This is a genomic window from Pseudomonas sp. PA-1-6B (assembly GCF_021609545.1).
GTDB lineage: Bacteria > Pseudomonadota > Gammaproteobacteria > Pseudomonadales > Pseudomonadaceae > Aquipseudomonas > Aquipseudomonas fluorescens_BV.
In genome coordinates, this window is sequence record NZ_WJZM01000001.1 from 19,106 (window position 1) to 43,347 (window position 24,242).

Annotated in this window: 24 protein-coding genes; 9 read left to right on the plus strand and 15 right to left on the minus strand. The window is 59.6% G+C overall.

All coding sequences use genetic code 11. The annotated features are described in order from the left end of the window. Window positions 1-72 precede the first annotated feature (72 nt). Genes rimK through rimA form a run of 3 tightly spaced genes read right to left on the minus strand, consistent with a single transcriptional unit; the run spans window position 73 to window position 2,250 of the window. The gene (rimK, locus tag GIV35_RS00085; protein ID WP_003187674.1) at window positions 73-978 is read right to left on the minus strand and encodes a 30S ribosomal protein S6--L-glutamate ligase; all 906 of its coding nucleotides are present in this window, start codon (window positions 976-978) and stop codon (window positions 73-75) included. Continuing rightward, window positions 975-1,457, minus strand: a complete 483-nt coding sequence (rimB, locus tag GIV35_RS00090) for a retropepsin-like aspartic endopeptidase RimB (RefSeq protein ID WP_003187676.1) — start codon at window positions 1,455-1,457, stop codon at window positions 975-977. The genes rimK and rimB overlap by 4 nt, the downstream gene beginning before the upstream one ends. 13 nt (window positions 1,458-1,470) lie before the next feature. Continuing rightward, entirely contained in the window at window positions 1,471-2,250 is a 780-nt protein-coding gene (rimA, locus tag GIV35_RS00095) for a S6 modification regulatory phosphodiesterase RimA (RefSeq protein ID WP_054896652.1), read from the minus strand. A gap of 116 nt (window positions 2,251-2,366) precedes the next feature. Here rimA and GIV35_RS00100 point away from each other — a divergent pair, with 116 nt between their 5' ends. Beyond that, window positions 2,367-2,774 carry an RNA-binding S4 domain-containing protein gene (locus GIV35_RS00100; RefSeq protein ID WP_003236026.1) on the plus strand — a complete coding sequence of 136 codons (408 nt, stop codon included), beginning with the start codon at window positions 2,367-2,369 and terminating at the stop codon, window positions 2,772-2,774. Window positions 2,775-2,910: 136 nt separating this feature from the next. Here GIV35_RS00100 and GIV35_RS00105 read toward each other — a convergent pair whose 3' ends face one another. After that, complete coding sequence (locus GIV35_RS00105; protein ID WP_223023494.1) at window positions 2,911-3,714, minus strand: phosphatase PAP2 family protein; 804 nt, start codon at window positions 3,712-3,714, stop codon at window positions 2,911-2,913. 124 nt (window positions 3,715-3,838) lie between these two features. Between GIV35_RS00105 and hslO the strand changes: the two genes are divergently transcribed. Then, entirely contained in the window at window positions 3,839-4,741 is a 903-nt protein-coding gene (gene hslO / locus GIV35_RS00110) for an Hsp33 family molecular chaperone HslO (RefSeq protein WP_054920269.1), read from the plus strand. 179 nt (window positions 4,742-4,920) lie between these two features. Beyond that, window positions 4,921-6,462, plus strand: coding sequence for a phosphoenolpyruvate carboxykinase (locus GIV35_RS00115; RefSeq protein ID WP_005783824.1), 1,542 nt, complete (start codon window positions 4,921-4,923; stop codon window positions 6,460-6,462). A gap of 82 nt (window positions 6,463-6,544) precedes the next feature. Here the strand turns inward: GIV35_RS00115 and GIV35_RS00120 are convergent, their stop codons facing one another. From GIV35_RS00120 to GIV35_RS00135, 4 genes are all read right to left on the minus strand, one after another. Next, window positions 6,545-7,408 (minus strand): EamA family transporter, encoded by an 864-nt coding sequence (locus GIV35_RS00120; RefSeq protein ID WP_232914397.1) that lies wholly within the window; start codon window positions 7,406-7,408, stop codon window positions 6,545-6,547. A gap of 160 nt (window positions 7,409-7,568) precedes the next feature. Further along, a complete protein-coding gene (locus tag GIV35_RS27325) occupies window positions 7,569-7,925 on the minus strand; it encodes a DUF1493 family protein (protein ID WP_105225410.1) in 357 nt (118 codons plus the stop codon). Window positions 7,926-8,651: 726 nt separating this feature from the next. Further along, on the minus strand, window positions 8,652-9,251 hold the full coding sequence (locus tag GIV35_RS00130) for a Fic/DOC family protein (RefSeq protein ID WP_105225411.1): 600 nt from the start codon (window positions 9,249-9,251) through the stop codon (window positions 8,652-8,654). Then, complete coding sequence (locus tag GIV35_RS00135) at window positions 9,251-9,421, minus strand: YhfG family protein (protein ID WP_105225412.1); 171 nt, start codon at window positions 9,419-9,421, stop codon at window positions 9,251-9,253. Before GIV35_RS00135 ends, GIV35_RS00130 begins: the two co-directional genes overlap by 1 nt. A 175-nt stretch (window positions 9,422-9,596) precedes the next feature. Between GIV35_RS00135 and GIV35_RS00140 the strand changes: the two genes are divergently transcribed. The 3 genes from GIV35_RS00140 to GIV35_RS00150 all read left to right on the plus strand — a co-directional run bounded on the left by GIV35_RS00140 (window position 9,597) and on the right by GIV35_RS00150 (window position 13,378). After that, window positions 9,597-10,772, plus strand: coding sequence for a tetratricopeptide repeat protein (locus tag GIV35_RS00140; RefSeq protein WP_034125500.1), 1,176 nt, complete (start codon window positions 9,597-9,599; stop codon window positions 10,770-10,772). A gap of 224 nt (window positions 10,773-10,996) precedes the next feature. Further along, the gene (locus tag GIV35_RS00145) at window positions 10,997-12,934 is read left to right on the plus strand and encodes a RecQ family ATP-dependent DNA helicase (RefSeq protein ID WP_105225414.1); all 1,938 of its coding nucleotides are present in this window, start codon (window positions 10,997-10,999) and stop codon (window positions 12,932-12,934) included. Between the two features lie 12 nt (window positions 12,935-12,946). Beyond that, window positions 12,947-13,378 (plus strand): acyl-CoA thioesterase, encoded by a 432-nt coding sequence (locus GIV35_RS00150; RefSeq protein WP_106111062.1) that lies wholly within the window; start codon window positions 12,947-12,949, stop codon window positions 13,376-13,378. A gap of 146 nt (window positions 13,379-13,524) precedes the next feature. Here the strand turns inward: GIV35_RS00150 and GIV35_RS00155 are convergent, their stop codons facing one another. The 3 genes from GIV35_RS00155 to fdhD form a co-directional block, all read right to left on the minus strand. Next, complete coding sequence (locus tag GIV35_RS00155) at window positions 13,525-14,007, minus strand: glycine zipper domain-containing protein (RefSeq protein WP_034125502.1); 483 nt, start codon at window positions 14,005-14,007, stop codon at window positions 13,525-13,527. A 350-nt stretch (window positions 14,008-14,357) separates the two neighbouring features. Then, window positions 14,358-16,706 (minus strand): FdhF/YdeP family oxidoreductase, encoded by a 2,349-nt coding sequence (locus GIV35_RS00160; protein WP_236264395.1) that lies wholly within the window; start codon window positions 16,704-16,706, stop codon window positions 14,358-14,360. Further along, a complete protein-coding gene (gene fdhD / locus GIV35_RS00165) occupies window positions 16,703-17,542 on the minus strand; it encodes a formate dehydrogenase accessory sulfurtransferase FdhD (protein ID WP_236264396.1) in 840 nt (279 codons plus the stop codon). Before fdhD ends, GIV35_RS00160 begins: the two co-directional genes overlap by 4 nt. Window positions 17,543-17,784: 242 nt before the next feature. Here fdhD and lysM point away from each other — a divergent pair, with 242 nt between their 5' ends. Continuing rightward, entirely contained in the window at window positions 17,785-18,225 is a 441-nt protein-coding gene (gene lysM, locus GIV35_RS00170) for a peptidoglycan-binding protein LysM (protein ID WP_032894105.1), read from the plus strand. 46 nt (window positions 18,226-18,271) lie between these two features. On the opposite strand, the gene yrfG is transcribed toward lysM, so the two are convergent. After that, window positions 18,272-18,934 carry a GMP/IMP nucleotidase gene (yrfG, locus tag GIV35_RS00175; RefSeq protein WP_213153939.1) on the minus strand — a complete coding sequence of 221 codons (663 nt, stop codon included), beginning with the start codon at window positions 18,932-18,934 and terminating at the stop codon, window positions 18,272-18,274. An 87-nt stretch (window positions 18,935-19,021) separates the two neighbouring features. Between yrfG and nudE the strand changes: the two genes are divergently transcribed. Both nudE and cysQ read left to right on the plus strand, forming a co-directional pair. After that, the gene (nudE, locus tag GIV35_RS00180) at window positions 19,022-19,588 is read left to right on the plus strand and encodes an ADP compounds hydrolase NudE (RefSeq protein WP_105225417.1); all 567 of its coding nucleotides are present in this window, start codon (window positions 19,022-19,024) and stop codon (window positions 19,586-19,588) included. Beyond that, window positions 19,585-20,421, plus strand: a complete 837-nt coding sequence (gene cysQ / locus GIV35_RS00185; RefSeq protein ID WP_034125507.1) for a 3'(2'),5'-bisphosphate nucleotidase CysQ — start codon at window positions 19,585-19,587, stop codon at window positions 20,419-20,421. The genes nudE and cysQ overlap by 4 nt, the downstream gene beginning before the upstream one ends. A gap of 127 nt (window positions 20,422-20,548) precedes the next feature. On the opposite strand, the gene GIV35_RS00190 is transcribed toward cysQ, so the two are convergent. Genes GIV35_RS00190 through GIV35_RS00200 form a run of 3 tightly spaced genes read right to left on the minus strand, consistent with a single transcriptional unit; the run spans window position 20,549 to window position 24,221 of the window. Continuing rightward, a complete protein-coding gene (locus tag GIV35_RS00190; RefSeq protein WP_105225418.1) occupies window positions 20,549-21,004 on the minus strand; it encodes a thioesterase domain-containing protein in 456 nt (151 codons plus the stop codon). A 26-nt stretch (window positions 21,005-21,030) separates the two neighbouring features. Beyond that, window positions 21,031-22,416: a sigma-54-dependent transcriptional regulator gene (locus tag GIV35_RS00195; protein ID WP_198715434.1), complete on the minus strand. Its 1,386-nt coding sequence runs from the start codon at window positions 22,414-22,416 to the stop codon at window positions 21,031-21,033. Further along, complete coding sequence (locus tag GIV35_RS00200; protein ID WP_105225420.1) at window positions 22,413-24,221, minus strand: sensor histidine kinase; 1,809 nt, start codon at window positions 24,219-24,221, stop codon at window positions 22,413-22,415. The genes GIV35_RS00195 and GIV35_RS00200 overlap by 4 nt, the downstream gene beginning before the upstream one ends. Between the last annotated feature and the right edge of the window lie 21 nt (window positions 24,222-24,242).

The window sequence follows — 24,242 nt, forward strand, 5'->3', positions numbered from 1 at the left end:
TTGAATGTACCGGTGTCATCGCAGGCAAGCCAGCTCCCACAGTGGTTCGCGGCGTGTGGCAGATGTGGGTATTCAGCCCTTTCCCTTGGTCCGAGTCATATTCGGCCCGCCATTCTTTTCCAGATGCTGAATGATGATCCCCGCCACATCCTTGCCGGTGGTGGTTTCGATCCCTTCCAGGCCCGGCGATGAGTTTACTTCCATCACCAGGGGGCCATGGTTGGAGCGCAGGATGTCCACACCCGCCACGCTCAGCCCCATCACCTTGGCCGCCCGCAGCGCGGTCATGCGTTCTTCCGGGGTGATCTTGATCAGGCTGGCGCTGCCGCCACGGTGCAGGTTGGAGCGGAACTCACCGGGCTTGGCCTGGCGCTTCATGGCCGCAATCACCTTGTCACCCACCACGAAGCAGCGAATGTCCGCGCCGCCCGCTTCCTTGATGTACTCCTGCACCATGATGTTCTGCTTGAGGCCCATGAACGCCTCAATCACCGACTCCGCTGCCGTTGCTGTTTCACACAGCACCACGCCGATGCCCTGGGTGCCTTCGAGCACTTTGATCACCAGCGGTGCGCCATTGACCATCTCGATCAGGTCGGGAATGTCGTCCGGAGAGTGGGCAAAACCGGTGACCGGCAGGCCGATGCCCCGGCGCGACAGCAGTTGCAGGGAGCGCAGCTTGTCCCGCGAGCGCGCAATGGCCACGGATTCATTCAGCGGAAACACTCCCATCATTTCAAACTGGCGCAATACCGCGCAGCCATAGAAAGTCACCGAAGCGCCGATACGCGGGATTACCGCATCAAAGCCTTCCAGGGGTTTGCCCCGGTAGTGGATCTGCGGCTTGTGGCTGGCAATGTTCATGTAGGCACGCAACGTGTCGATCACCACCATTTCATGGCCACGTTCAGTGCCGGCCTCGACCAGGCGACGGGTGGAATACAGACGCGGGTTTCGCGACAGCACAGCAATCTTCATGCAGCACCTGGGGCAGAAATAGTGGAGACCGGGAACACCGGCTTGTCTTGAACGTACTTGAGGCCCGGATTGACCACCAACTGGCCGTCAATCAGCGCCTTGGAGCCCAGCAGCAGGCGGTAACGCATGGCTTTGCGACAGGCGAGGGTGAACTCCACCCGCCATACCCGATCACCCAGGGCCAGGGTGGTGCTGATCACGTAGCGCACCTGTGCATGGCCGTTGGAGCTCTTGATGGTTTTCATCGTCACCAGGGGCGCTTCACAGCGGCGGTGACGTAGTTGCACCACGCTGCCCAGATGCGCGGTAAAACGCACCCACTTTTCACCGTCGCGCTCAAAAGGCTCGATATCGGTGGCGTGCAGGCTGGAGGTGCTGGCACCGGTGTCGATCTTCGCCCGCAGGCCCGCCACTCCCAAGTCGGGAAGTGCCACCCACTCACGCAGACCCACAACGGTCAAATGGTCAAATGTCTTCAATATGGTTAACCGGTCAATTCGCCCAGGCTTGAGGAGATACCTCAGCCAACGCTTTGAATGCAGGCTTGGCGAACCAGAAGCCCTGCATCAGAAATATTCCGCAGTCGGACAGGAAGTCGCGCTCGCCGGCACTTTCGATGCCCTCGGCGATGACAGTAACCCCCAACTGCTCACAGATTGTGACAATCCCCCGGACGATCACCTGACGGACACGATCCTGGTCGACATCGCGAATCAGCGCCATGTCGAGCTTGATCAAGTCAGGTTGGAAATCGGCCAGCAGGTTCAGCCCCGAATAGCCCGCGCCGAAATCGTCGATGGCGGTCTTGAAGCCGAATTCGCGGTATTCACGCAGAATATTCGTCAAATGGCGATAGTTATCTACGTGCTCGCTTTCCAGGGTCTCGAAAATCAGCCGGTCCAGCGGGAAATTGTGCGCCCGGGCGGCCTCCAGGGTGCTGCGGATACACAGTTCCGGACGATATACAGCATTGGGCATGAAGTTGATGGAAAGGTGAGTCTGCATGCCCAGGGCTGCGGCACCGGCGATGGCCTTGGTCCGGCAGCGCTGGTCGAAGCGGTAGCGATTGGTTTCGTTGACCTGAGCCAGCACCGACAGCGCGCCTTCTCCCTGGGGGCCGCGCACCAAGGCTTCGTTGGCGAAGATCGAATGGTCACGCAGATCTACGATAGGCTGGTAGGCGAACGCGAAATCGAACCCCAGAGGCTCGCTTTGTTGGCAACCCACGCACCGCTGGTTGGGCGAGGTGAGTGAGAGGGGAAAGTCGGTCACGGCGTATCCTCGCGAAAACAGGGTGCTACCTGGCGTATCTTAGGTGAGCCTTGGGGTTTATGCGTCGAAGGGTTTCAACGGTAAAGTTGCGACATTTTTCAGAGCGAGGAATTCAAGTGGCTCAAAAGCAGGAAGAGGAAGAGAAGGTCCGGTTGGACAAGTGGTTGTGGGCGGCGCGCTTCTACAAAACCCGCGCTCTGGCCAAGGCCGCTATCGAGAGCGGGAAGGTGCATCATCGCGGCGAGCGCTGCAAGCCGGGAAAGGAGCCGCGCGTCGGCGACGAGTTTCAGATTCGTACAGGGTTTGATGAAAAAACCATCGTGGTACAGGCGCTTTCCATCGTCCGCCGGGGCGCGCCGGAAGCGCAGGCACTGTATGCCGAGACCGAAGCCAGCATCGCCAAGCGCGAAAACGCTGCGGCCATGCGCAAGGCAGGGGCTTCAGGCCTGACCACTGACGGCAAGCCGAGCAAGAAGCAGCGCCGCGATCTGTTCAAGTTTCGCGGCAGCGGCAATGACGATTGATTGCACGAGTCGCCCATGCAAACTCGATCAAATCTGGGAGCGGGCTTGCCCGCGAATACGGTGGGTCAGGCACAGATGCATTGATTGTCACCCCGCATTCGCGAGCAAGCCCGCTCCCACTTTTAGTCCTGGGGGGTTACGGAGTTGTGCGCATGACACTCAACCGCCCAATAACCGGCAACTTGCTCAGTAGCCCGAAAAGCGGCGCCGTCATCCGCAACAAAGCGCCCGACACCTTCGCCGCAAACGGCGTGTAATACCCCCACCCCAGCGCCAACAGGGCCAGCAGTACGCCACCGATATAATCGTCCTGGCCCCAGTGCGCGCCGGCTACCAGCCGCGGCATCATGAACAGCAGCGCCAGGCCCCAGATCACCAGCACCTGGCCGATGCGCCGGGCGAACACGCTCATGAACATTGCCCAGATCAATAGCACCGAAGCATGGTCGCCGGGGAAGCTCTGGCTCGAGCGGTCCTTCAATTCCCAGGTTTTCTCCAACCCTGGGAAAAAGTCGCTCATTTGAATCGCGCCGCTGATGACCATCGACGGGCTACTGTGCTGCCAGCCCATGTGCGCCGCGAGTTTGGAGAACAGCATGCGGATAAACAGCAATAGCAGCAGAATGCTGAGGAAGCCAAAAAACGCCTGGCGCACCTGTACGGCCTTGAACACCCAGTCGCCGCGGATCAACAGCGCCAGCAAGATCACGCCGACCACTGCATCAAACGGCCGCAGGCTGGCCACGGCCCACACATGCAGCCAGGTCGAGTTCGTGGCCAATGGGCCATTGAGCAGATGAAACAGCCACTCGTCGAAAATCACACAGAGCATCTGGCCCGTGGGCCACAGCCAAAAACACAGCAGCCCGATAGCGAGTAGATTGCAAAGAGCCCATCGCCGGAGGTTCCAGTTGGCTTGGAACAAACCCGGATTGTTCATAAACTGTCCCTCATCGCTCTATTCAGCTCCTTGAATTCAGGAGAAATCGCACCAAGATGGTGCTAAAGCGTTTAATTTTATAAACCTTGTAATCATTTTGTCATCACTTCAGATACCCAGACCTATGACTGATCTACCGGATACCGACTTCACCCAACGCTTCATCTTCGATGAGAGCGATGCCCGCGGCGAGATGGTTTCGTTGGAGCTCAGCTATGCCGAAGTCCTTGCCAAACACGCCTATCCGGAGCCGGTCGCGCAATTGCTCGGCGAGTTGATGGCCGCCGCGGCGCTGCTGGTGGGCACCATGAAGTTCGACGGTTTGCTGATCTTGCAGGCTCGTTCCGAAGGGCCAGTGCCCATGTTGATGATCGAGTGCTCGAGCGAGCGCGAGATCCGTGGCCTGGCCCGTTACGAGGCTGACCAGATTGCCGCAGATGCCACCTTGGCCGACCTGATGCCCAACGGCGTCCTGGCACTGACTGTCGACCCGACTGAAGGCCAGCGGTACCAGGGTATTGTTGACCTCGACGGCCAGACCCTGTCGGAATGCTTCACCAACTACTTCGTTATGTCCCAGCAAGTGGGCACCAAGTTCTGGCTTAACGCCGACGGCAAGCGCGCCCGTGGTTTGCTGGTGCAACAACTGCCTGCCGATCGCATCAAGGATGAGGATGATCGTGCCGAAAGCTGGCGGCATATCATCGCGTTGGCCGACACCTTGAAGGCCGAAGAACTGCTGGGCCTGGACAACGAAACCATCCTGCACCGCCTCTACCATGAAGAGGCCGTGCGCCTGTTCGACGCACAGGGCCTGCATTTTCACTGCAGTTGCTCGCGCGAGCGTTCCGGTAACGCGCTGGTCAGCCTGGGCCTGGAAGATGCGCAAAATCTGGTGGTGGAACATGGTGGCCATATCGAGATCGACTGCCAGTTCTGCAACCAGCGCTACCTGTTCGACGCGGCTGATGTAGCGCAGTTGTTCGCCGGCGCAGGCAGCGACACCCCTTCCGACACCCGCCACTAAAACGTTTAAGCACAGGTAAATCACCTGACAAACGCCGGATTAGAGGTGTTCTGACGGGAGGGCCCTACTCTTTTTGGGCTTTTCTGGCATAATCCGGCCCACTTTTTTCGCGGTAGTAGTGCGCAACTTTCTACTACAAAACGTTTGGAGCACTCGGCCATAGGCCGACGGGGAACCTCATGACGCAAGCCAATAACGCCGTATACACCGATCTGAGTGTTGACGATCTGGTCAAAGAAGCCCTGCAGCGCGGTGAAGGCGTGCTTGCCGATACTGGCGCGCTGGTCGTAGAAACCGGTCACCGCACCGGTCGTTCGCCGGTTGACCGTTTCATCGTTGAAGAGCCGTCCACCCAGGACGCCATTGCCTGGGGCCCGATCAACCGCAAGTTCCCTGCCGACAAGTTCGATGCCCTGTGGGCTCGCGTCGAGGCGTTCAATAACGCGCAAGAGCATTTCGTTTCCCATGTTCACGTAGGGGCTGCAGAAGACCACTACCTGGCCGTGAAAATGACCACCCAGACTGCCTGGCAGAACCTGTTCGGTCGTTGCCTGTTCATCAACCCGGCCCAGTACAACCCGGCCGGTCGTGAAGAGTGGCAAGTGCTCAACGTGGCCAACTTCGAGTGCGTACCAGAGCGTGACGGCACCAACTCCGACGGTTGCGTGATCCTCAACTTCGCACAGAAAAAAGTACTGATTGCCGGCATGCGTTACGCCGGTGAAATGAAAAAAGCCATGTTCTCGGTGCAGAACTTCCTGCTGCCGGCTGCCGACGTGCTGCCGATGCACTGCGCCGCCAACATCGGCGAAGCAGGCGACGTGACCCTGTTCTTCGGCTTGTCCGGCACTGGCAAGACCACCCTGTCCGCCGACGAAAGCCGTTACCTGATCGGTGACGACGAGCACGGCTGGGGCGAAGGCGTAGTGTTCAACATCGAAGGCGGTTGCTATGCCAAGTGCATCGACCTGTCCGAGAAGAACGAGCCGGTTATCTGGAAAGCCATCAAGCATGGCGCGGTACTGGAAAACGTCGTGATCGACGAGGCCAAGCACGCCGACTACGCCGACGTCAGCCTGACCCAGAACAGCCGTGCCGCCTACCCGCTGGAGCACGTTGCCAAGCGTTCCGAGAAGAACCTGGGCGGCGAGCCAAACGCGGTGATCTTCCTGACCTGTGACCTGACCGGCGTACTGCCGCCTGTGTCGATCCTCAGCGAAGAACAAGCGGCCTACCACTTCCTGTCCGGCTACACCGCTCTGGTGGGCTCGACCGAAATGGGTTCGGGCAGCGGCATCAAGTCGACCTTCTCCACCTGCTTCGGCGCGCCGTTTTTCCCACGCCCGGCTGGCGAATACGCAGAGCTTCTGATCAAGCGTATCCGTGGTTTCGGCTCCAAGGTCTACCTGGTCAACACCGGCTGGACCGGCGGCGGCTACGGCGTCGGCAAACGCTTCAACATCCCGACCACTCGCGGCGTGATTGCAGCGATCCAGAGCGGTGCGTTGATCGGTGCGCAAACCGAACACCTGGACACCATCAACCTCGACGTGCCATTGGCCGTACCGGGTGTTGAAACCGGCCTGTTGAACCCACGCAACACCTGGGCTGACAAGGCTGCCTACGACGAAGCCGCGAAAGCGCTGGCTGGCCTGTTCATCGAAAACTTCAAGAAGTTTGAAGTCAGCGATGCGATCAAGGCGGCGGGTCCTAAGTTGTAAGATTCGCCGGTTGTAAAAAAGCCGCCTTTATACAGGCTGTGTGAAAACGCAGCCTGTCTTAGGCGGCTTTTTTATGTGCGAATTAGTCGGCGATGTGCAGTACCACTGCACCGACCAGCACCAGTACAACGCCTGCCACCTGCACCGCTGATAACCGCTCCTTGAAAAATACAAACCCCAGGATCGCCGCGATCCCTCCAGAGAGCGTACTGATCACCGTCACCACCGACACCGAGCCGGCCATCGCGCCCCACGAAAACGCCGAAAAACCGCCGAGGTTCATCAAGCTCGCACCGGTCAAAGTCGCGCAGTTTTTCAGCGGCGGGATCTTCAAGCCATCCTTGATCTTCAGCACCATTACCACCAGCACGCATAAGCCCACCAGGTAACCCAGCCACAACATGGTGATTGGCCCCAGCGCCGGTAGTGTGTAGCGACCTTGCAGCCAGAAACTGGTGCCATACAAGGTTGCGGCGGACATGGCGTAGGCAATGGACAGGCGCGGGTTGTTGTGAGGCGTACCGTTGTCCTTGTGAATGCTGGACAGCACAACGCCGATCACGCACAGGGCGATGCAGCCCAGTTGTATCAGGCTGATGTGTTCACCGCTGGCCCAGGACAGCAAGGTGGTCACGACCCCATAGGACGTCACCAATGGCGCGACGATGGCGGCTTTGCCCAAGGCAAAGGCTTTGGACAGCGCAAGGGCGCCGGACACCGTCAGCAGAGCGGCGGCGACGGCCAGGAGCCAAACGCTTAACGGTGCATCAAGGGATTTGAAAAGGAAGGCTGGGAAAATGACCAGCAGGAGGGTCATGATCAAAAAACCGAGGGCTTGGCCGAAATACACCGCGCGTTTTACGCCAACGGCTCGGGCGTTGAGGCCCACCAGAAAGTCCGTGCCGCCCCAGAGCAGGGCGGCCAGCAGGCCCATTGTTACGTCCATGTAAGGTCCTTGTTATGTATACGGCTCGCCAGGTTAGCGCAGATCCAGTGTGGGAGCGGGCTTGCTCGCGAATGCAATGTATCAGTAGCGCAAATATTGGCTGACACGCCGTATTCGCGAGCAAGCCCGCCCCCACATTTTGCGCTCAGTGTTCCTCCGGTCAGCTCAGGTTTTCCAGCGTCTGCGTGTCCCAGCGGTGGGTCTTGATCGCCAGGTAGAGCATGCCGATGGTCAGTGGGATCTTGTCACCACGGCCCTTGGCGCGACGCTTCAGGAACACGTCGAACACCGGCGGCTGGAAGTAACGATAAGCGTCGTAGTCGCCCAGGTCGACCCCGAAATCCTGTTCAAGCGCCTCCATGAATTGCTTGGCATCAGCGCCATCGCACCCGAGGTCGAAGTTCAGTGAGGTGTGCAGGTCGATGGTCTTGTGTTTTGGCAAGCCGATTTCTTCATGCAGCAATTGCAGGAGCTGCTGCATGACGGGACCTTCGGGGAAGTTGGGAGACAGGTTCATGGTGGGACCAATCATCAAAGGGTGAGTGTTGTTTACCCTGCAATAGATATTCGGGGTGCTCAGCAACCCGATGCCTGTCACAAAGGCGACTATCGGCAGACTTTCAAGCTGTGCCCCTATGATCCAAGACGTGGCATACAAAAGAAGGATTGGACCGGTTATCAATAGGCAGAGCCCGAGCCATTTTCTGAGTAGGGGCAACCTTATTGTTCTATCAATTACAGCGGCCAGTATTAAGAAGAGCAGCAGATTGATCCACTGAATGTACTCGTTCATCGCGCCAGCCACGCTGGCAATTCCGGTTTGCCAGTACCAAGGCGAATCATCGTGAAGGTGATGCCATAGTGGCTGAAGTGTTGAATCCTTTCGATGTTCACAAAGTTATGCCGAGAACGTTGGGAGAGGGGGCTAGTTTCGGCCAGGAAAAGGGCGTTTCTGTAGAGGGGCGAGACCCTGTTTGAGGCAGTTTGGGAAACGGACGACGCGCCGTTTTTTGGTTTCTTACAATGCCTTCCTGCATTTATGACGTGATACCGATTTTGCTGGCCGAACCGAGCAAATGTGGGCGCCGGGTTTGCCCTAAGGCTTTTTGTAGGAGCGAGCTTGCTCCTACAGGTTTAGCTGCGGGGTGGCTGTTTGGTCGCTGAATTGGCAGCGACGAGCCGAACCTTAAAAGTGAGGTTGTTCTCGAGCAATAAACAGATGGTTTAATCGTTCGCGGTTCGATCAGGCACTGAGAGGCCTACCGATACACCGCTCAAAAATCGCCTCCAAGCCCCGATAGTCGCACGCCACCGCATCAATATTCGCGGGTATCCAGGCCGCATGTTTTACGAGCCACCAATTCACCGAAAACCCCGCATTCACGATGATCTGTTCAAACAGGATCCGCTGCGCCCGTCCATTCCCCTCGCGGAAGGGATGAATGACATTCAGGTCGCCATAAGCTTCAGCGATTTGGCGCACAAGGTCAGCCTGGGTCGCACCGACATACCAATTGGCGTCTTGCATATGCCGGACAATTTTCGCCGCTTCCGGTGGAATACGCTCCGGGGTGCAAAACAGCGTGTCGCCTTTCTGGATGTTGACGCTGCGCAGTTCGCCGGCCCAGTCATAAATGTCCCCGAACAGGATGCGGTGAATGTGTTGCAGGCGATCAAGGTCGTAGGGCGGTGGAAAGAGTGGAAGGTTGCCTACGGCGATTTCGGATAATTCCCGCTCGGCCTGGTGCAGGCGTGCTTCATCGAGCAAATCGAGGCGGTTGCGCAGAGTGCTGCTACCGGGGTAGCAGTATGGGTCCTGGCCCACCCCGTATTTGTCGAGCATCAGCTAGAGGTGTTGCGGTACTTGGCAAGGACGTCTTCGCGTGTCGGCAGGGGTTTGTCGACGTCGGTCGGTTGGGTATCGAACCCTTCCAGGCGCAGACTGGCCAAGTAATTGGAACGCCGGATCTTGTGATAGTGATCCTGTTTTTGCTCAAACGTCAGTTCGCTCATCGCTGCGTCCTCTTGGAAAGCAAGGCTTGATTGTAGCGCAATGCGTAGCTCGGTAGGCGGGATAAAACGCCCGTCACAACTTGTATAAAAAATCTGCCAGCGAGCTCATTTCAGCGTATGTTTCACCGCAAAATCTTGTAGGGCGATTCCGCCCACTACTTAAAGGGAGTTAAGCATGGGTTTGCTTCGTGTCGCCTCGGCGATGTCTTTGTGTGCGGTGGCGTTTTCTGCCCAGGCCGAGCAGTTGCCGATTGAGGTGCTGAGCGCGGTGGTCAAGGACCAGAAAATCGCCGATGCCGAAGTGCTGCTGCAACGTAATGGCGCGCAGAACGTGGTGGGCCGTACCAACGCGCAAGGCCAGGTAACGCTGACCAGTGAAGCGGCTGACGATGCCAGCAACCTGCTGATCATCAAGAAGCCTGGCTATTCCAACCTGGTGGTGAAGTGCCCGTGCAAAGGCATGACCTATGCCATCAGCCCGGTGATGGAAAATCTCGACGGCCTGCGTGTGGTGTTGACCTGGGGCAAGGCTCCGCGCGACCTCGACTCCCATATGATCTTCCCCGGCAATAACATCTTCTTCAACAATAAAAAGGGCACCGACGCCGAACTGGACGTTGATGACACCGATAGCTATGGCCCGGAGACCATCACCCTGCAGAAAAAGCATTACGGCGAAAGCTACGTCTATGCCGTGCACGACTATTCCAACAGCGGCTCTCCCACCTCTAGCGAGTTGTCCAACAGTGAGGCCAAGGTGTTCGTGTACATGGGGCAATCCCTGGTACGCACTTACTATGTGCCGCAGAACCGCACGGGCAACCTGTGGACCGTGTTCCGCATGACCGGCAGTGGCGACTTCCAGGACATCAACACCTTCACCGGCGTGAGAGTTGGCGCCGAAGATGTACTCAACGAGGTCAAGCCGTTGCTGGATGACAGCATTGCCGTCACCGCCGTGACGGTGAGCTCGTCGGTACAGGCCGATGCGAAGAAGCTGAACCTCAAGGGCGAAGCGGCCTACCAGGCCGGTAACCTGGACCAGGCCATCGACTTCTTCCGTCAAGCCATCGAGCTGGATAACAGCTTCGGCAAGGCTTACGGCAACCTTGGCCTGGCGTATCAGAAAGCCGGCAATACCGCGGAGTCGATCTGGGCCAACCGCAAGGCTATCGCCCTGGCCACCGGTACCAATGCCGCGACTGTGCGCGCCGGTGCTTACTACAACATTGCACGCATCTACGAAGCGGCCGGGCAGTTCCCGGATGCGCTGCGTCATTACCAGTTGGCCAAGGAGCAAAAGGCCAACCCGGTGTATGACACGGCGATCGAGCGGGTGCAGAACCGCTGATTCAGCAGTAGCACGGTTGTGAAATGTGGGAGAGGGCTAGCCAGCTCCCACATTTTTATCTGCGGCGTCCTGTTACTTTCTAGGAAAAGTCCCACTTCGGCCCTGAGCCATCCCTCCCCCTGTGTATCATCCTGTCTCTTTTTTCCTTGCGACCTTTCTCGATTCGCTGAGATTCCCGGGCTATGTTTTTGAGCCAACTCAGCGGTCAATGGAGTGACAGCCTTATGCACGACACCCTCCAGCAGGTCTTTGGTTACCCACACTTTCGCTTGGGCCAGGAAGAGACGGTCAGCGCCGTGCTGGCTGGGCGATCTGCCGCCGCCATTTTCCCTACGGGGTCGGGCAAATCCTTGTGTTACCAGTTGTCGGCCGTGTTGCTGCCGCACCTGACGCTGGTGGTGTCGCCGTTGCTGGCGTTGATGCAGGACCAGTTGGGTTTCCTGCAGCGCCATGGCATTTCGGCGGGCAGTATCGACTCGGCCCAGAGCCGTGATGAGGCCAATGATGTAATGGCCCGTGCGCGATCGGGCGAGCTCAAGATTCTGATGATTTCCGTGGAGCGTTTGAAGAACGAGCGTTTCCGTAATTTCCTGAACAGCGTGCAGATCTCGTTGCTGGTGGTAGACGAGGCGCACTGTATTTCCGAATGGGGCCACAACTTTCGCCCGGATTATTTGAAGCTGCCGGACTACCAGCGCCAGTTCAACATCCCTCAGGCGCTGCTGTTGACGGCCACGGCCACGCCCAAGGTGATCGCCGACATGCAGGCCAAGTTCGCCATTGCTGCCGAAGATGTAGTGACCACGGGCTTCTATCGCCCAAACCTCAACCTGCTGGTGGAACCGGTCAGCGGCCACGACAAACGCCGCAGGCTGGTGGAGTGGATGAAAGCGCGGGCCAACCAGCCGAGTATTGTCTACGTCACCTTGCAGAAAACCGCCGAACAGATTTCCGAGCATCTGAACCGCCACGGTATTCAGGCCGAGGCTTATCACGCGGGGCTGCCCCATGAAAAGCGCGAAGGTATCCAGCAGCGTTTCATGGGCGGGCGTTCCAATTGCATTGTCGCAACTATCGCGTTTGGCATGGGCATCGACAAGAGTGACATCCGCAATGTCGTGCACTTCGACCTGCCCAAGTCAATCGAGAACTACAGCCAGGAAATCGGCCGCGCAGGGCGTGACGGGCAGCCGTCGGATTGCCTGGTGTTGGCCAACCGCGACAGCCTCAATGTGCTGGAAAACTTCGTGTACGGTGATACGCCGGAGCAGGACGGCATTTTTCGCGTACTGGAGGAATTGCAGGCCGCGCGTAGTGAAGGGCAGTGGGAGTTCCTGCTCAGGTCGCTGTCGGACCACAGCAATATTCGCGAGTTGCCGCTCAAGACGCTCCTGGTGCAGTTGGAGCTCAAGGGCGTGATCGCGCCGCGCTATGCGTTTTATGCGGAATACCGTTTTAAATACCTGATCGAACCCGAAGCCTTGCTGGCGCGTTTTTCCGGCGAGCGGCAGCAGTTTGTCGCGGCGATCATCCAGGTGTGCAAGCGCGCTAAAACCTGGGCGACGGTCGATTTCGATGCGCTTTATCAACAGCACAATGCCGAGCGTAGCCGGGTGGTGAAGGCACTGGATTATTTTCAGGAGCAGGGCCTGATCGAGCTCGAAAGCAAGCAGATGACTGAGGTCTACAGTTTGCTCGACACCCATTTCGACCCGCACGCGTTAAGCGCCGAGTTATACACAGGCTTCAAGCAGCATGAAATGACGGAGGTCGCGCGGATTCACGCCATGCTCGACCTGTTCGCCACCGACCACTGCCTGGGGCAACGTCTGGCGCACTACTTTGGTGATGATAATGCGCCCCAGCGTTGCGGGCATTGTTCGGTATGCCACGGCCAGGTCGCCCATCTGCCGGCGCCGCCGAGCCTGCCGCCGCTTGTGGATAAAAACTTCATGGGGCTGTGCGGTGATTTTATCCACAGGCATCATGAGCACACGGGGCACTTGCCGAATGCGGAGCGTTTGACGCGTTTCCTTGGCGGTATCAGCGTACCGTTGTTTACCAAGTTGAAGGCGCGGGGCATTCCCGGTTTTGCTGCGCTGGAAGACTACCCCTACGCCGAGGTGCGCGACTGGGCCCATGCTCAATTGGATCAACTTTGATGAGACTTGCCGATGCCTGACTCAACGCCTGTGCGCGACGACTACCGCCACTTCCAACCGATCACCACGCGTTGGCACGACAACGATGCCTACGGCCATGTGAATAACGTCACCTACTACAGCTTCTTCGACACAGCCGTTAATACCTACCTGATCGAACAGGGCGGGCTGGATATTCATGACGGTGAAGTGGTGGGGTTTGTGGTGAGCTCGGCCTGCGATTACTTCGCCTCGATCGCTTTTCCCGAGTGCATTGAGGTTGGTCTGCGGGTGGGCAAGCTGGGCAATAGCTCGGTGCAGTATGAGCTGGCGGTATTCAAGGCGGGCGAGCAGGAGGCGTGTGCGGCGGGGCGCTTTGTCCATGTGTTTGTGGACCGAGCCTCGAACCAGCCAGTGCCGATTCCGGGAATGTTGCGCGAAGCGATGCAGCGCTTGGTGGTTTGACGCACCTACAAGCAATACAGACCAAATGTGGGAGCCGGGCTTGCCCGCGATGGCGCAGTATCAGGCAGTACATCTAAACCTGATTCACTGCTATCGCGGGCAAGCCCGGCTCCCACATCGGATGTGTTCGTCAGAGCGCGGGTTAATCAGTCGCGATAACGATGCTTGTTCTTGCGATGCCCATAGGCATGGCCGCGACCTGGGTGGCCATCGCGGTAGTAGCGACGATCGTCACGGTCGCGATCGCGGTAATGGCGGCTGTCGCGATCACTTTCGTTACCCATGTAGTTGCCTAGCGCGCCGCCCGCGCCACCGCCGGCTGCGGAGCCGATCAGTGCGCCGGTGCTGCCGCCAACGCTGCGCCCTACGACGTTACCGCCGGCTGCGCCCAGTGCGCCACCAATGGCGGCTTCGCCACGGCTACGTTTGTCGGCGCCGACTGCACTACCGCCTGCGCCACCCAAGGCAGCGCCAATGGTCGAGCCGGTGTTGCCGCCCAGCTGCTGGCCGACAACGGAACCTAGTACCCCACCCAATGCGCCGCCTACACCGGCTTCGGTGGTGCCGCCTGCCATGGCTGCGCCACTGACCAGGCCAAGGGACAACAAGAGAATCGAGGAGAACTTCATTCAGGGAAACCTCAAGGGATGACGGCGCGATCCTGAGGTTGTATCGAGGCGCTGACAATCGAAATCCGACCGGCGGCAGAGGTTGTATACAATTTGCTAAGTTGCTGTTTTGTATGGGGAACTTAAGTCGTTTTTACGGGTCTTTAGCTACTTCGGAAGGGCCGCTTTTATGCAAAAGCGGCCTTTTTTTTGTGCCTGCCGAATGTGCGGTGCTTGTGCCGGCCTCTTCGCGGGCAAGCCCGCTCCCACATTAGATCGGTCCACACAGTCTCAATGGTGAACCTATCCCAGTGTGGGAGCGGGCTTGCTCGCGAAAGCGGTAGTTCAAGCAACACACATCTCGGATCAAGTCAGGCCGAGCGCGCCATGATCAACCCATTGTCACTCGCCGCTTCCAAGCGAATCGCAACAAACTTGGACGTTGGCGTATGGCTACCATCGCCAGTGCTTTCCAATGGCACCAATGGGTTAACTTCCGGGTAGTAAGCCGCCGCCTGCCCCGCCGGAATATCAAATGCCAGCAGCGTAAAGCCCTTCACGCGGCGCTCACGACCGTCTTCCCACAGCGACACGATGTCTGCCTTCTGCCCCGGCTTGAAGCCCAGGCGGATGATGTCGGCTTCGTTGACGAACAGCACGTCACGCTGGCCTTTGACCCCGCGATAACGGTCGTCCAGGCCGTAGATGGTGGTGTTGTACTGATCATGGGAGCGCATTGACTGCATGATCAGGTCCGGCACCCGGCCCGTGGCGTGGGTGCGCTCGTGGATCAGGTCTTTGGGCAAGATGTTCGGGCGGAAGTTGGCGCGACCTGATGGAGTGTTCCAGCGGCGTGCGCCGGCGGAGTTGCCCAGATAGAAACCGCCTGGATGCTTGATCTTCTCGTTGAAGTCCTTGAAGCCTGGGATGGTGTCGGCGATCAGGTCGCGGATTCGCCCGTAGTCGGCCACCAGCCAGTTCCAATCCACGGGCTTGCTGCCCAGGGTGGCGGCAGCAATGCCCGCCAGGATCGCCGGCTCGGACTTCATCAGTTTCGACAGCGGTTGCAGTTGGCCATTGGAGCCGTGGACCATGCTGAACGAGTCTTCCACCGTCACCGCTTGCGGGCCATCGGCCTGGATGTCTATGTCGGTGCGGCCCAGGCACGGCAAGATCAACGCATCTTTACCGTGCATCAGGTGGCTGCGGTTGAGCTTGGTGCTGATCTGCACGGTCAGGTCGCAATTTCGCAGCGCTTCAAAGGTACGCGTGCTGTCTGGCGTGGCTTGGGCAAAGTTGCCGCCCAGGCCGATAAAGACTTTGGAGCGGCCTTCAAGCATGGCGTGAATCGCTTCCACCACGTTATGGCCATTGTCGCGAGGCACCTGGAACTGGAAACGACGCTCCAGCGCGTCCAGAAACGCCACCGGTGGGCGTTCGTTGATGCCCATGGTGCGGTCGCCCTGTACGTTACTGTGGCCACGCACCGGGCACAGCCCGGCACCTGGGCGGCCGATATTGCCGCGCAGCAGCATCAGGTTGGCGATTTCCTGGATAGTCGGCACCGAGTGGCGGTGCTGGGTAATCCCCATCGCCCAGCACATGATTACATTCTTGCCTTTGGCGTACATGCGTGCCGCTTGCTCGATCTCCACCAGGGTCAGGCCGGACTGCTCGACGATCTCCTCCCACGAGGTGTCGTCGATCTGACCCAGGTATTCCAGGACGTTGGCAGTGTGCTCGTTGAGGAAGTCGTGGTCGAACACCGCTTCCTTGCCTTCGGCCAGGGCTTGGCGTTCCCACAGCAGCAGGAACTTGGCCATGCCACGCAAGATAGCCATATCGCCACCCAGCGCCGGGCGGAAGTAGGCGGTGTTGGTCGGCTTGTCGCCGTTGGTGAGCATTTCCAACGGATGTTGCGGGTGTTGGAAACGCTCCAGGCCGCGCTCTTTGAGCGGGTTGATACACACCACCTGAGCGCCGCGTTTCACCGCTTCGCGCAGCGGCTCGAGCATGCGTGGGTGGTTGGTACCGGGGTTCTGGCCCCAGACGAAAATGGCATCGGCATGTTCGAAGTCATCAAAGGTTACGGTACCTTTGCCCACGCCGACACTCTGCGCCAGGGCTACGCCGCTGGCTTCGTGGCACATGTTCGAGCAGTCCGGGAAGTTGTTGGTGCCAAAGGCGCGTACGAACAGCTGGTACAGGTAGGCGGCTTCGTTGCTGGCGCGGCCCGAGGTATAGAACTCGGCCATGTTCGGGCTGGGCAGCGCGTTGAGGTGCTTGCCGATCAGGTCGAACGCCGCATCCCAACTGATGGGCAGGTAGTGATCGGTCTCGGCGTCATAGCGCATTGGCTCCGTCAGGCGGCCCTGGTACTCCAGCCAGTAGTCGCTTTGCTCCAGCAACGCCGTGACGCTGTGCTTGGCGAAGAAGGCCGCATCGACGCGGCGCTTGGTGGCTTCCCAGTTGACCGCTTTGGCGCCGTTTTCGCAGAACTTGACCATGCCGCTTTCCGGCGAGTCGCCCCAGGCACAACCCGGGCAGTCGAAGCCGCCGTTCTGATTGGTCTTGAGCATCATGCGCAGGTTTTTGAGGGCGTTGTCGCTGGTCAGCCAGGCTTGCGCCACACTGATCAGGGCGCCCCAGCCACCGGCTGGGCCTTTATAGGGCTTGTAGCGTGGGGTTGGGGTCTGGTCGGCTTGGTGGTGAAGGCTCATGGCTGGTGCTCCATCGCAGGGCTATAGACCCGTGGCGCGCTTTTTTGCGGCAGGTGGATGAGATTGAGGTTGTGCCGGCGTGCCCATTGCAGGGCCAGGCCCGTGGGCGACGACAGGCTGACCAGGGTCTGGATGCCCGCGCGCAAGACTTTCTGAATCAATTCGAGGCTGCAGCGGCTGGTAACAATCGCCAGGCCGCCGTCGGTCGGAATCTTTTGACGGATCAACGCGCCAATCAATTTATCCAGGGCGTTATGCCGGCCGATGTCTTCGCGACCCATCAGCAATTCGCCCTGGCTGTTCATAAAAACCGCCGCATGCACGGCGCCGCTGTGCTGGCCCAGGGGTTGGAATGCGCTGATACGCTGGCGCAGGCCGTCGAGCCACTGCGCCGGCGGCAAGGGCGCGCCGGGCAATACCTGAAGGTCGGGCAATGCTTGCTCTACCGCTTCCACGCCACACAGGCCGCAGCCGCTGGTGCCCGCCAATTGGCGGCGTTGCTGCTTGAGGTTCCAGAACGCACGGCTGGACACCTGTACCTGGGCGTACTGGGCTGCGCCCGAACCGCTGATTTTCAGGTCATAAATGTCGTTAACGTCGGTGATAATGCCGCTGCCGAGGCTGAAACCTACAATGAAGTCTTCCAGGTCCGTAGGCGTCACCAGCATCACCGCCTGGCTGATATCGTTATAGGCAATCGCCAACGCCACTTCTTCGGCCAGCGCAGTGCTGGCGACTTCAGTGTGTTCAAGATTGCAATAGTGATAGCTCTGGCTGGCGAGGGGCGCGGTCGATTCGAGAGCGGGCGCCGCGCAGTGAGGGCGCTTGGCGTTCATGAGGCAGTACCACCGGCGGATTGATCAGTGACTAGACTAGGCGCGACAAAGGGTCGCGTCTAATCGCCTGTATTGATCTATTGATAGAGGGCGTCGATCAAGGTTCACCCGCGTTTTCGTCGGGCTTATTCCAGGCAGGGGTGATTGCGATACTTTTGAGTCTTTAGCCAGTCTGGAACCCAAGTCGGCAGGACTGGTCTAGTCTTGGGCATCTGGAAATTAAATCCCAAGGAGAGCGCACCATGAGTATTTTTAGCTTTATCAAAGAAGCCGGCGAAAAGATTGTCGACCTGTTGACGCCGGGTAATGCGAACGCCAGTGAGCAGTTGAAGGAGCATGTGAGCAAGGTGGGCCTGGGTAATCCAAACGTGCAGACCACGGTGGATGGCGACAAGGTCACAGTGACCGGTGAAGTGGCCACGCAGGAAGAGAAAGAAAAGATCCTGTTGGCGCTGGGCAACATTGCCGGCGTGGCAAGTGTGGATGACCAGATTACTGTCAGTGGTCCAGTCGTGGTGGCTTCACGCTTTGTTGTTGTGAAAAGCGGTGACACTCTCAGCGCAATCTCTAAAACGGTCTATGGCGACGCGAATAAGTACAACAAGATTTTCGAGGCTAACAAGCCACTGTTGTCGCATCCGGACAAGATCTACCCGGGCCAGACACTGCGCATCCCTGAGTAATACGCAGAACAAAATGTGGGAGGGGCTTGCTCCCTCCCACACTTGATCAAAGCCCGGCGATGAGTTCTCGATAATCCCCGACGGCCGCAAATTCTGCGGTGTCCTTTGAGCCTTTTTTGCTATCAGGTTCTTTCACTGCCAGTAAATGTCCCACGCCGAAATCCCGGGCACTGCGCAGGATCGGCAAAGTGTCATCTATAAACAGGCTACGGGCCGGGTCAAAGTGGATATCCGCTTGTAAGGCCTCCCAGAATTGCGGGTTTTCCTTGGGAAAACCGTAGTCGTGAGAGCTGATCAATCGCTCGAAATACGGCGCCAGTTCAATGCGCTCCAACTTCAATGACAGCGAATCACGATGAGCGTTGGTGATCATGATCACGCGCTTGCCGGCCTGTTTGATCGCCGCCAGGAAGGTATCGGCATCCGGACGCAGGGCAATCAGGTGGGCGGTTTCCAACTTGAGTTCGCGCACCGGGATCTTGAGCTCGGCGCTCCAGAAATCCAGGCAATACCATTGCAACTGTCCGGCGTTACGCTCGAACAGTGGCTGCAACTCCATCTCGGCCATGGCTCGGCTTACGCCGTGCAGTTCGGCATAGCGTTGCGGCAGGTGTTCCATCCAGAAGTGGTTGTCGTAATGCAGGTCGAGCAGGGTGCCGTCCATGTCCAGCAGGACGGTGTCGATGGCGTGCCAGGGCAGAGAGGACATGGTGGGGTCTCATGTAAGTAAAAATATCCGACACAGACAATCGGAAAAGCCACGGTATAGTAACCCGATCACGCCAAGGAGCCGTTTATGCGCCAGAAACCCACTGTCCTCGCCCGCGAAATAGTCGCCAATAGCCGTTTGTTCCGCGTGGAGGAAGTGCAATTGCGCTTTTCCAATGGCGTTGAGCGGACCTATGAGCGTCTTGTCGGGCGTGGCACGGGCTACGGCGCTGTGATGATTGTGGCGATGATCGATGAAGATCATGCAGTGCTGGTGGAAGAATACTGCGGCGGCACTGACGAATATGAGTTGTCGTTGCCCAAAGGCCTGATCGAGCCCGGCGAAGACGTGCTTGCAGCGGCAGACCGCGAACTCAAGGAAGAGGCCGGCTACGGTGCACGGCAGTTGGAGCACATCACCGAGCTGTCATTGTCGCCCGGCTATATGAGCCAGAAGATCCAGGTGGTGTTGGCTACCGATCTCTACGAAGAGCGTCTTGAAGGTGATGAGCCCGAACCAATGCGGGTAGACCGGGTCAACCTGCGTGAGCTGTCGGCGCTGGCGCAAAACGAGCAGTTCAGCGAAGGTCGAGCCCTGGCTGCGCTGTATCTGGTAAGAGACCTGTTGACCCAGCGTGGAGCGTTCACCGCATGAGCGAACTGTTTTTAGGCCACCCGTTTATCGCACCGGTCATTGAGCTGGCTCGGCAGGCGGGTGAAGCCATCCTGCCGTACTGGCGTGCCGAGGTAGCCGTGACGTCCAAGGCGGATGATTCTCCCGTGACGGCTGCCGACCTGGCTGCCCACCATCTCATTCTCGCAGGCCTCACCGCGCTGGACCCAAGCATTCCAGTGCTGTCTGAAGAGGACGCCGATATCGATCAGAGCGTGCGTGCCGGCTGGCAGCGCTGGTGGTTGGTTGACCCTCTGGATGGCACCAAGGAATTCATTTCTGGCAGTGAAGAGTTCACCGTCAATATTGCATTGATCGAACAAGGGCGCGTGGTGTTCGGCGTGGTGTCGATACCGACCACTGGCCGTTGCTACTTCGGCGGCGCGGGCCTGGGGGCTTGGCGTTCGGACGTCAATGCAGCGCCCAAGCAGATTCAAGTACGCCAGGCCCCAGCCTCGGGTGAGGCCTTTACGGTGGTGGCCAGCCGTCGTCATACCAGCCCTGAGCAGGAGCGCCTGCTCAATGGTCTCAGTGAAGGCTTGGGCGAGTTGAAACTGGCGAATATCGGCAGCTCGTTGAAGTTTTGCTTATTAGCCGAGGGCAGTGCCGATTGTTATCCGCGCCTGGCGCCGACCTCGCAGTGGGATACCGCAGCGGCTCAGGGTGTATTGGAAGGGGCTGGGGGTGAAGTATTGGAGTTGAATGGCAAGCCGTTCAGTTACCCGGCGCGGGAGTCGTTGCTGAACCCGTTCTTTCTGGCGTTGCCGGCCAAGGCGGCGTGGCGTGAGCGGCTGTTGACCCTGGCCAGATCTTAAGGCCACTGCAGAGCAAAATGTGGGAGCGGGCTTGCCCGCGATGGCGGAGTGTCAGTCATACAGGTATTGGCTGATCCACCGCTATCGCAGGCAAGCCCGCTCCCACAGTTGTTTTGTGTCATGGCTGCTAGCGATGCAGGACGTATTGGCCGGTAAAGACGACGGCACGCTCTGCACTGCCCTCATTCACAATCCACGTCTCCAGCGCCAACCGCGCCCGCCCATAGCGCTGATAGGTCGCCACAAAGCGCTTCCAAATCTTTTCATCCGGCGCCGCGCAAATGGCTGTCGCGTCCTGGGTCACCGGCAGCGGGTAGCTGATCTGACCTTCCTGAATCACGATGTGCCCGTCTTCAATCCCGGCTTCACGCAGCTTCAGGTGCAGCCAGCCCCAACCCGCCAGCACCGCGCCGCAGTAGAGGCTGCCGCCGAACATGGTGCTCTTGTGGTTGATATTGGCTTGCAAGGGCAGGTGCAGTTGCAGTTGATCGTGTTGCCAGTCGAGCACCCTGAGGCCCATTTCCCGGGTGAGTGGGATGTCGTGGTGAAGGATGGATTCCAGGTAACGGCTATCACTGCTCATGGCGGCCTCTTTGTAGGTGGACGATGTCATTCGTCATCGGCGCTCTGGCCGGCACTGTCGGCGAAGTTCAGGCCGTGTTTGCGCAGTTTGTCGTGCAAGGTTTTGCGCGGTACGCCCAGGGCTTCGGCGAGGCTGCGCACAGAGCTGTGGGGGCGGGTCAGTTCGGCGGCGATCAGGCTTTTTTCAAACTGTTCGACTTGCTCGCTCAGGCCTCCGGGTGTGGAGGTCAGCACACCGGCGGCGGGGTGGTCCTGGGTGTTATCCAGGGCCAACTCCAGGCCGAGGGCGAAACGCTCCGCGGCGTTTTGCAGTTCCCGCACATTGCCCGGCCAGCTGTGGCGCAGCAACAGCGCGCGCTGGCCCGGTTGCAGTTCGTGCAAGGGCAGGCCGTGGCGGCTGCTGGCCTCGTCGGCGAAGTGCTGGAAGAGCATCAGCGCGTCTTCACCCCGTTCTCGTAGCGGGGGGATGCGCAGCGGCGCCACATTGAGGCGGTAATACAAGTCGGCACGGAAGCGGCCCTGGTCGGCGGCCTGGCGCAGGTCTTCCTTGGTGGCGGCGATAATGCGGATATCCAGCGGGATCAACTGATTGCCACCCAGGCGTTCCACGACGCGCTCCTGTAAAAGGCGCAGCAACTTGACCTGTACATCCAGGCTCATGCTTTCAATTTCATCCAGAAACAGCGTGCCGCCATTGGCAAACTCGAACTTGCCGATGCGGCGCTTTTGCGCGCCGGTAAACGCGCCGGGTTCATGGCCGAACAGTTCGCTTTCTACCACCGATTCCGCCAGCGCCCCGGCGTTGATCGCCACAAACGGGCCGCTGCGTCGGCTTGAGAGGTCGTGCAGGGCGCGGGCGACGACCTCCTTGCCTGCCCCGGTTTCGCCGAGGATCAGCACATCGGCCTTGGTCGCGGCCAGTGCACCGATTTGCTCGCGCAGGCGCAACATCTGTGGCGAGTGCCCTACCAGGCGCGTACTGAGTTGCTGGCGGTCGCTGAGAGCCAGGCGCAGGCTGCGGTTGTCCAGCACCAGCCGACGCAGGGCCAGGGCGCGGCGCACGCTGTCGAGCAGCGCGTCGCTGGCGAAAGGTTTTTCCAGGAAGTCATAGGCGCCGGCACGCATGGCCTGCACCGCCAGCGGTACGTCGCCGTGGCCGGTGATCAGCAGCACCGGCAGATCGGGGTCCTGGCCGTGCAGTTCGGCCAACAGTTCCAGGCCGTCCATGCCGGGCATGCGAATGTCGCTGACCACCACGCCCGGCCAGTCGCGGGACAGGCGTGCGGTGAGCCCGGTGGCTTCTCCCAGGGGCAGGACTTTCAGGCCGGCCAGGTCAAGGGTCTGGCACAGGGCCTGACGCAGGTGTGGATCGTCGTCGATCAATACCACCTGAGTCGAGTTGTCGATACTCATACACTGCGGTCCTCGGACGGTTGCAGACTGACGCCCGGCGAGCCGGCGCGCAATTTCAAGGTTAACAGCGCGCCGCCCTCCTTGTGGTTGGCGAACAACAGTTCGCCGCCGAAGGCGCGCATCAGGGTGTCGCAGATCGCCAGGCCCAGGCCCAGGCCCTGGGTGCGCGTCTTGGTGGTGTAGAACGGCTCGCTGGCGCGGCCCAGGGCTTCCATGCAAAAGCCCGGGCCATTGTCGCGAATGTACAGGTTGACGCCCTGGGGCGTGGTTTCGGCACTCAGCCAGAGTCTGCGTGGCGGGCCTTTTTCGGTGAGGGCGTCCAGAGCATTGGCCAGCAAGTTACCCAGCACCTGGCGCAGACGGGTTTCACCGGCCTGCACCCACAAGGTCGCCTCTGGCAAGTCGCGAATCAACTCCACCTCCATCGAACGCCGACGCTTGGCCAGTAATGCCAGGGCGTCATCCAGTGCCGGTTGCAGGGCCACGCTCTCCGGCGCGTGACGGTCACGGCGGGCGAAGGCGCGCAAGTGGGCGATGATCGAGGCCATGCGCCCGGTCAATTCACTGATCAGCTTGAGGTTGCCGCGGGCATCGTTGGTGCGCTCATGGTCGAGCAGGATCTCCGCGTTTTCGGCATAGCTGCGAATCGCCGCCAGTGGCTGATTCAATTCATGGCTGATACTCGCCGACATAGTGCCCAGTGCCGAGAGCTTACCGGCCTGGACCAGATCGTCCTGGGCACGCACCAGTTCTTGCTGGGCATGCTCGCGCTCCAGCACTTCCTGTTTAAGGCGCCGGTTAAGGCCCTCCAGGTCGCTGGTACGCTCGGCCACGCGCATTTCCAACTCGCGGCGGGCCTTGGCTTCGAAGGCGATGCGTTCCAGATAGTGCCGGCGGCGCTGCATCAGCAACCCCAGCAACAGCATCAGCACCAACAACGTGGCACCGCCCACGGCGACGACCGTGCGCACCGGACGGTTGATCAGCGAGCGCGGCGCGAGGATTTCCACGTTCCAGCCGGTCTCGGCGATAGCCGTGGACTGGCGTAGCCAAGCGCTGCTGCTGAGGCTCAACGGCTGCGGGTCGCGGGTGGGGTAGGGCTGGATAGCAATGATGGCCTGGCGTTCTTCGGCGGTCAGTGGCCGAGTGGCGCGGAATCGCCATTGCGGGCGCGAAGTGAGGATCACCACGCCGTTGTGGTCGGTGACCAGCAATTGTTCCGGGGTATTGCCCCACAGGCTTTCGGTGTGGTCCAGGTCGACCTTCACCACCAGCACGCCGATGACGGTATCGCCGTCACGCACCGCGGCGGCGAAGAAGTAGCCGCGCTTGGCCGAGGTGGTGCCCAGGCCGAAGAACCGGCCGAGGCGCCCGGCCATGGCTTCGCTGAAATACGGACGGAAGGAAAAGTTACGCCCCACAAAGCTGTCTTGTTTGTCCCAGTTGGACGCGGCGAGGGTCTTGCCGGTGGTGTCCATCAGATACATCACCTCTACCCCGGCCTGGGCGGCGACGTCCTTGAGCAACTGGTTGGCATTGACCAGGTGGGTGCTGACGTGGGGCGCGCCCAATGCAGTGCGCAGGGCCGGTAAGTCCCCGAGGATCTGCGGCAGTATTTCGTAGCGGTGCAGGGTGCCCAGCAAGTTGGCGACGTAGAGGTCGAGGGTCTGGCGGTTTTGCCCGGCCAGCTCGCTGCGGTAATAGCGCTCGGCCAAATGCTCCAGCGGCCACAACAGCGGTGCCAGGCACAGAGCCAGCAGGGCGAGGCTGCGCCAGCGGGGTCTTCGCGGAAGGGGTGGGGTCATGGAAGTCGCGCCTGTGGGTAC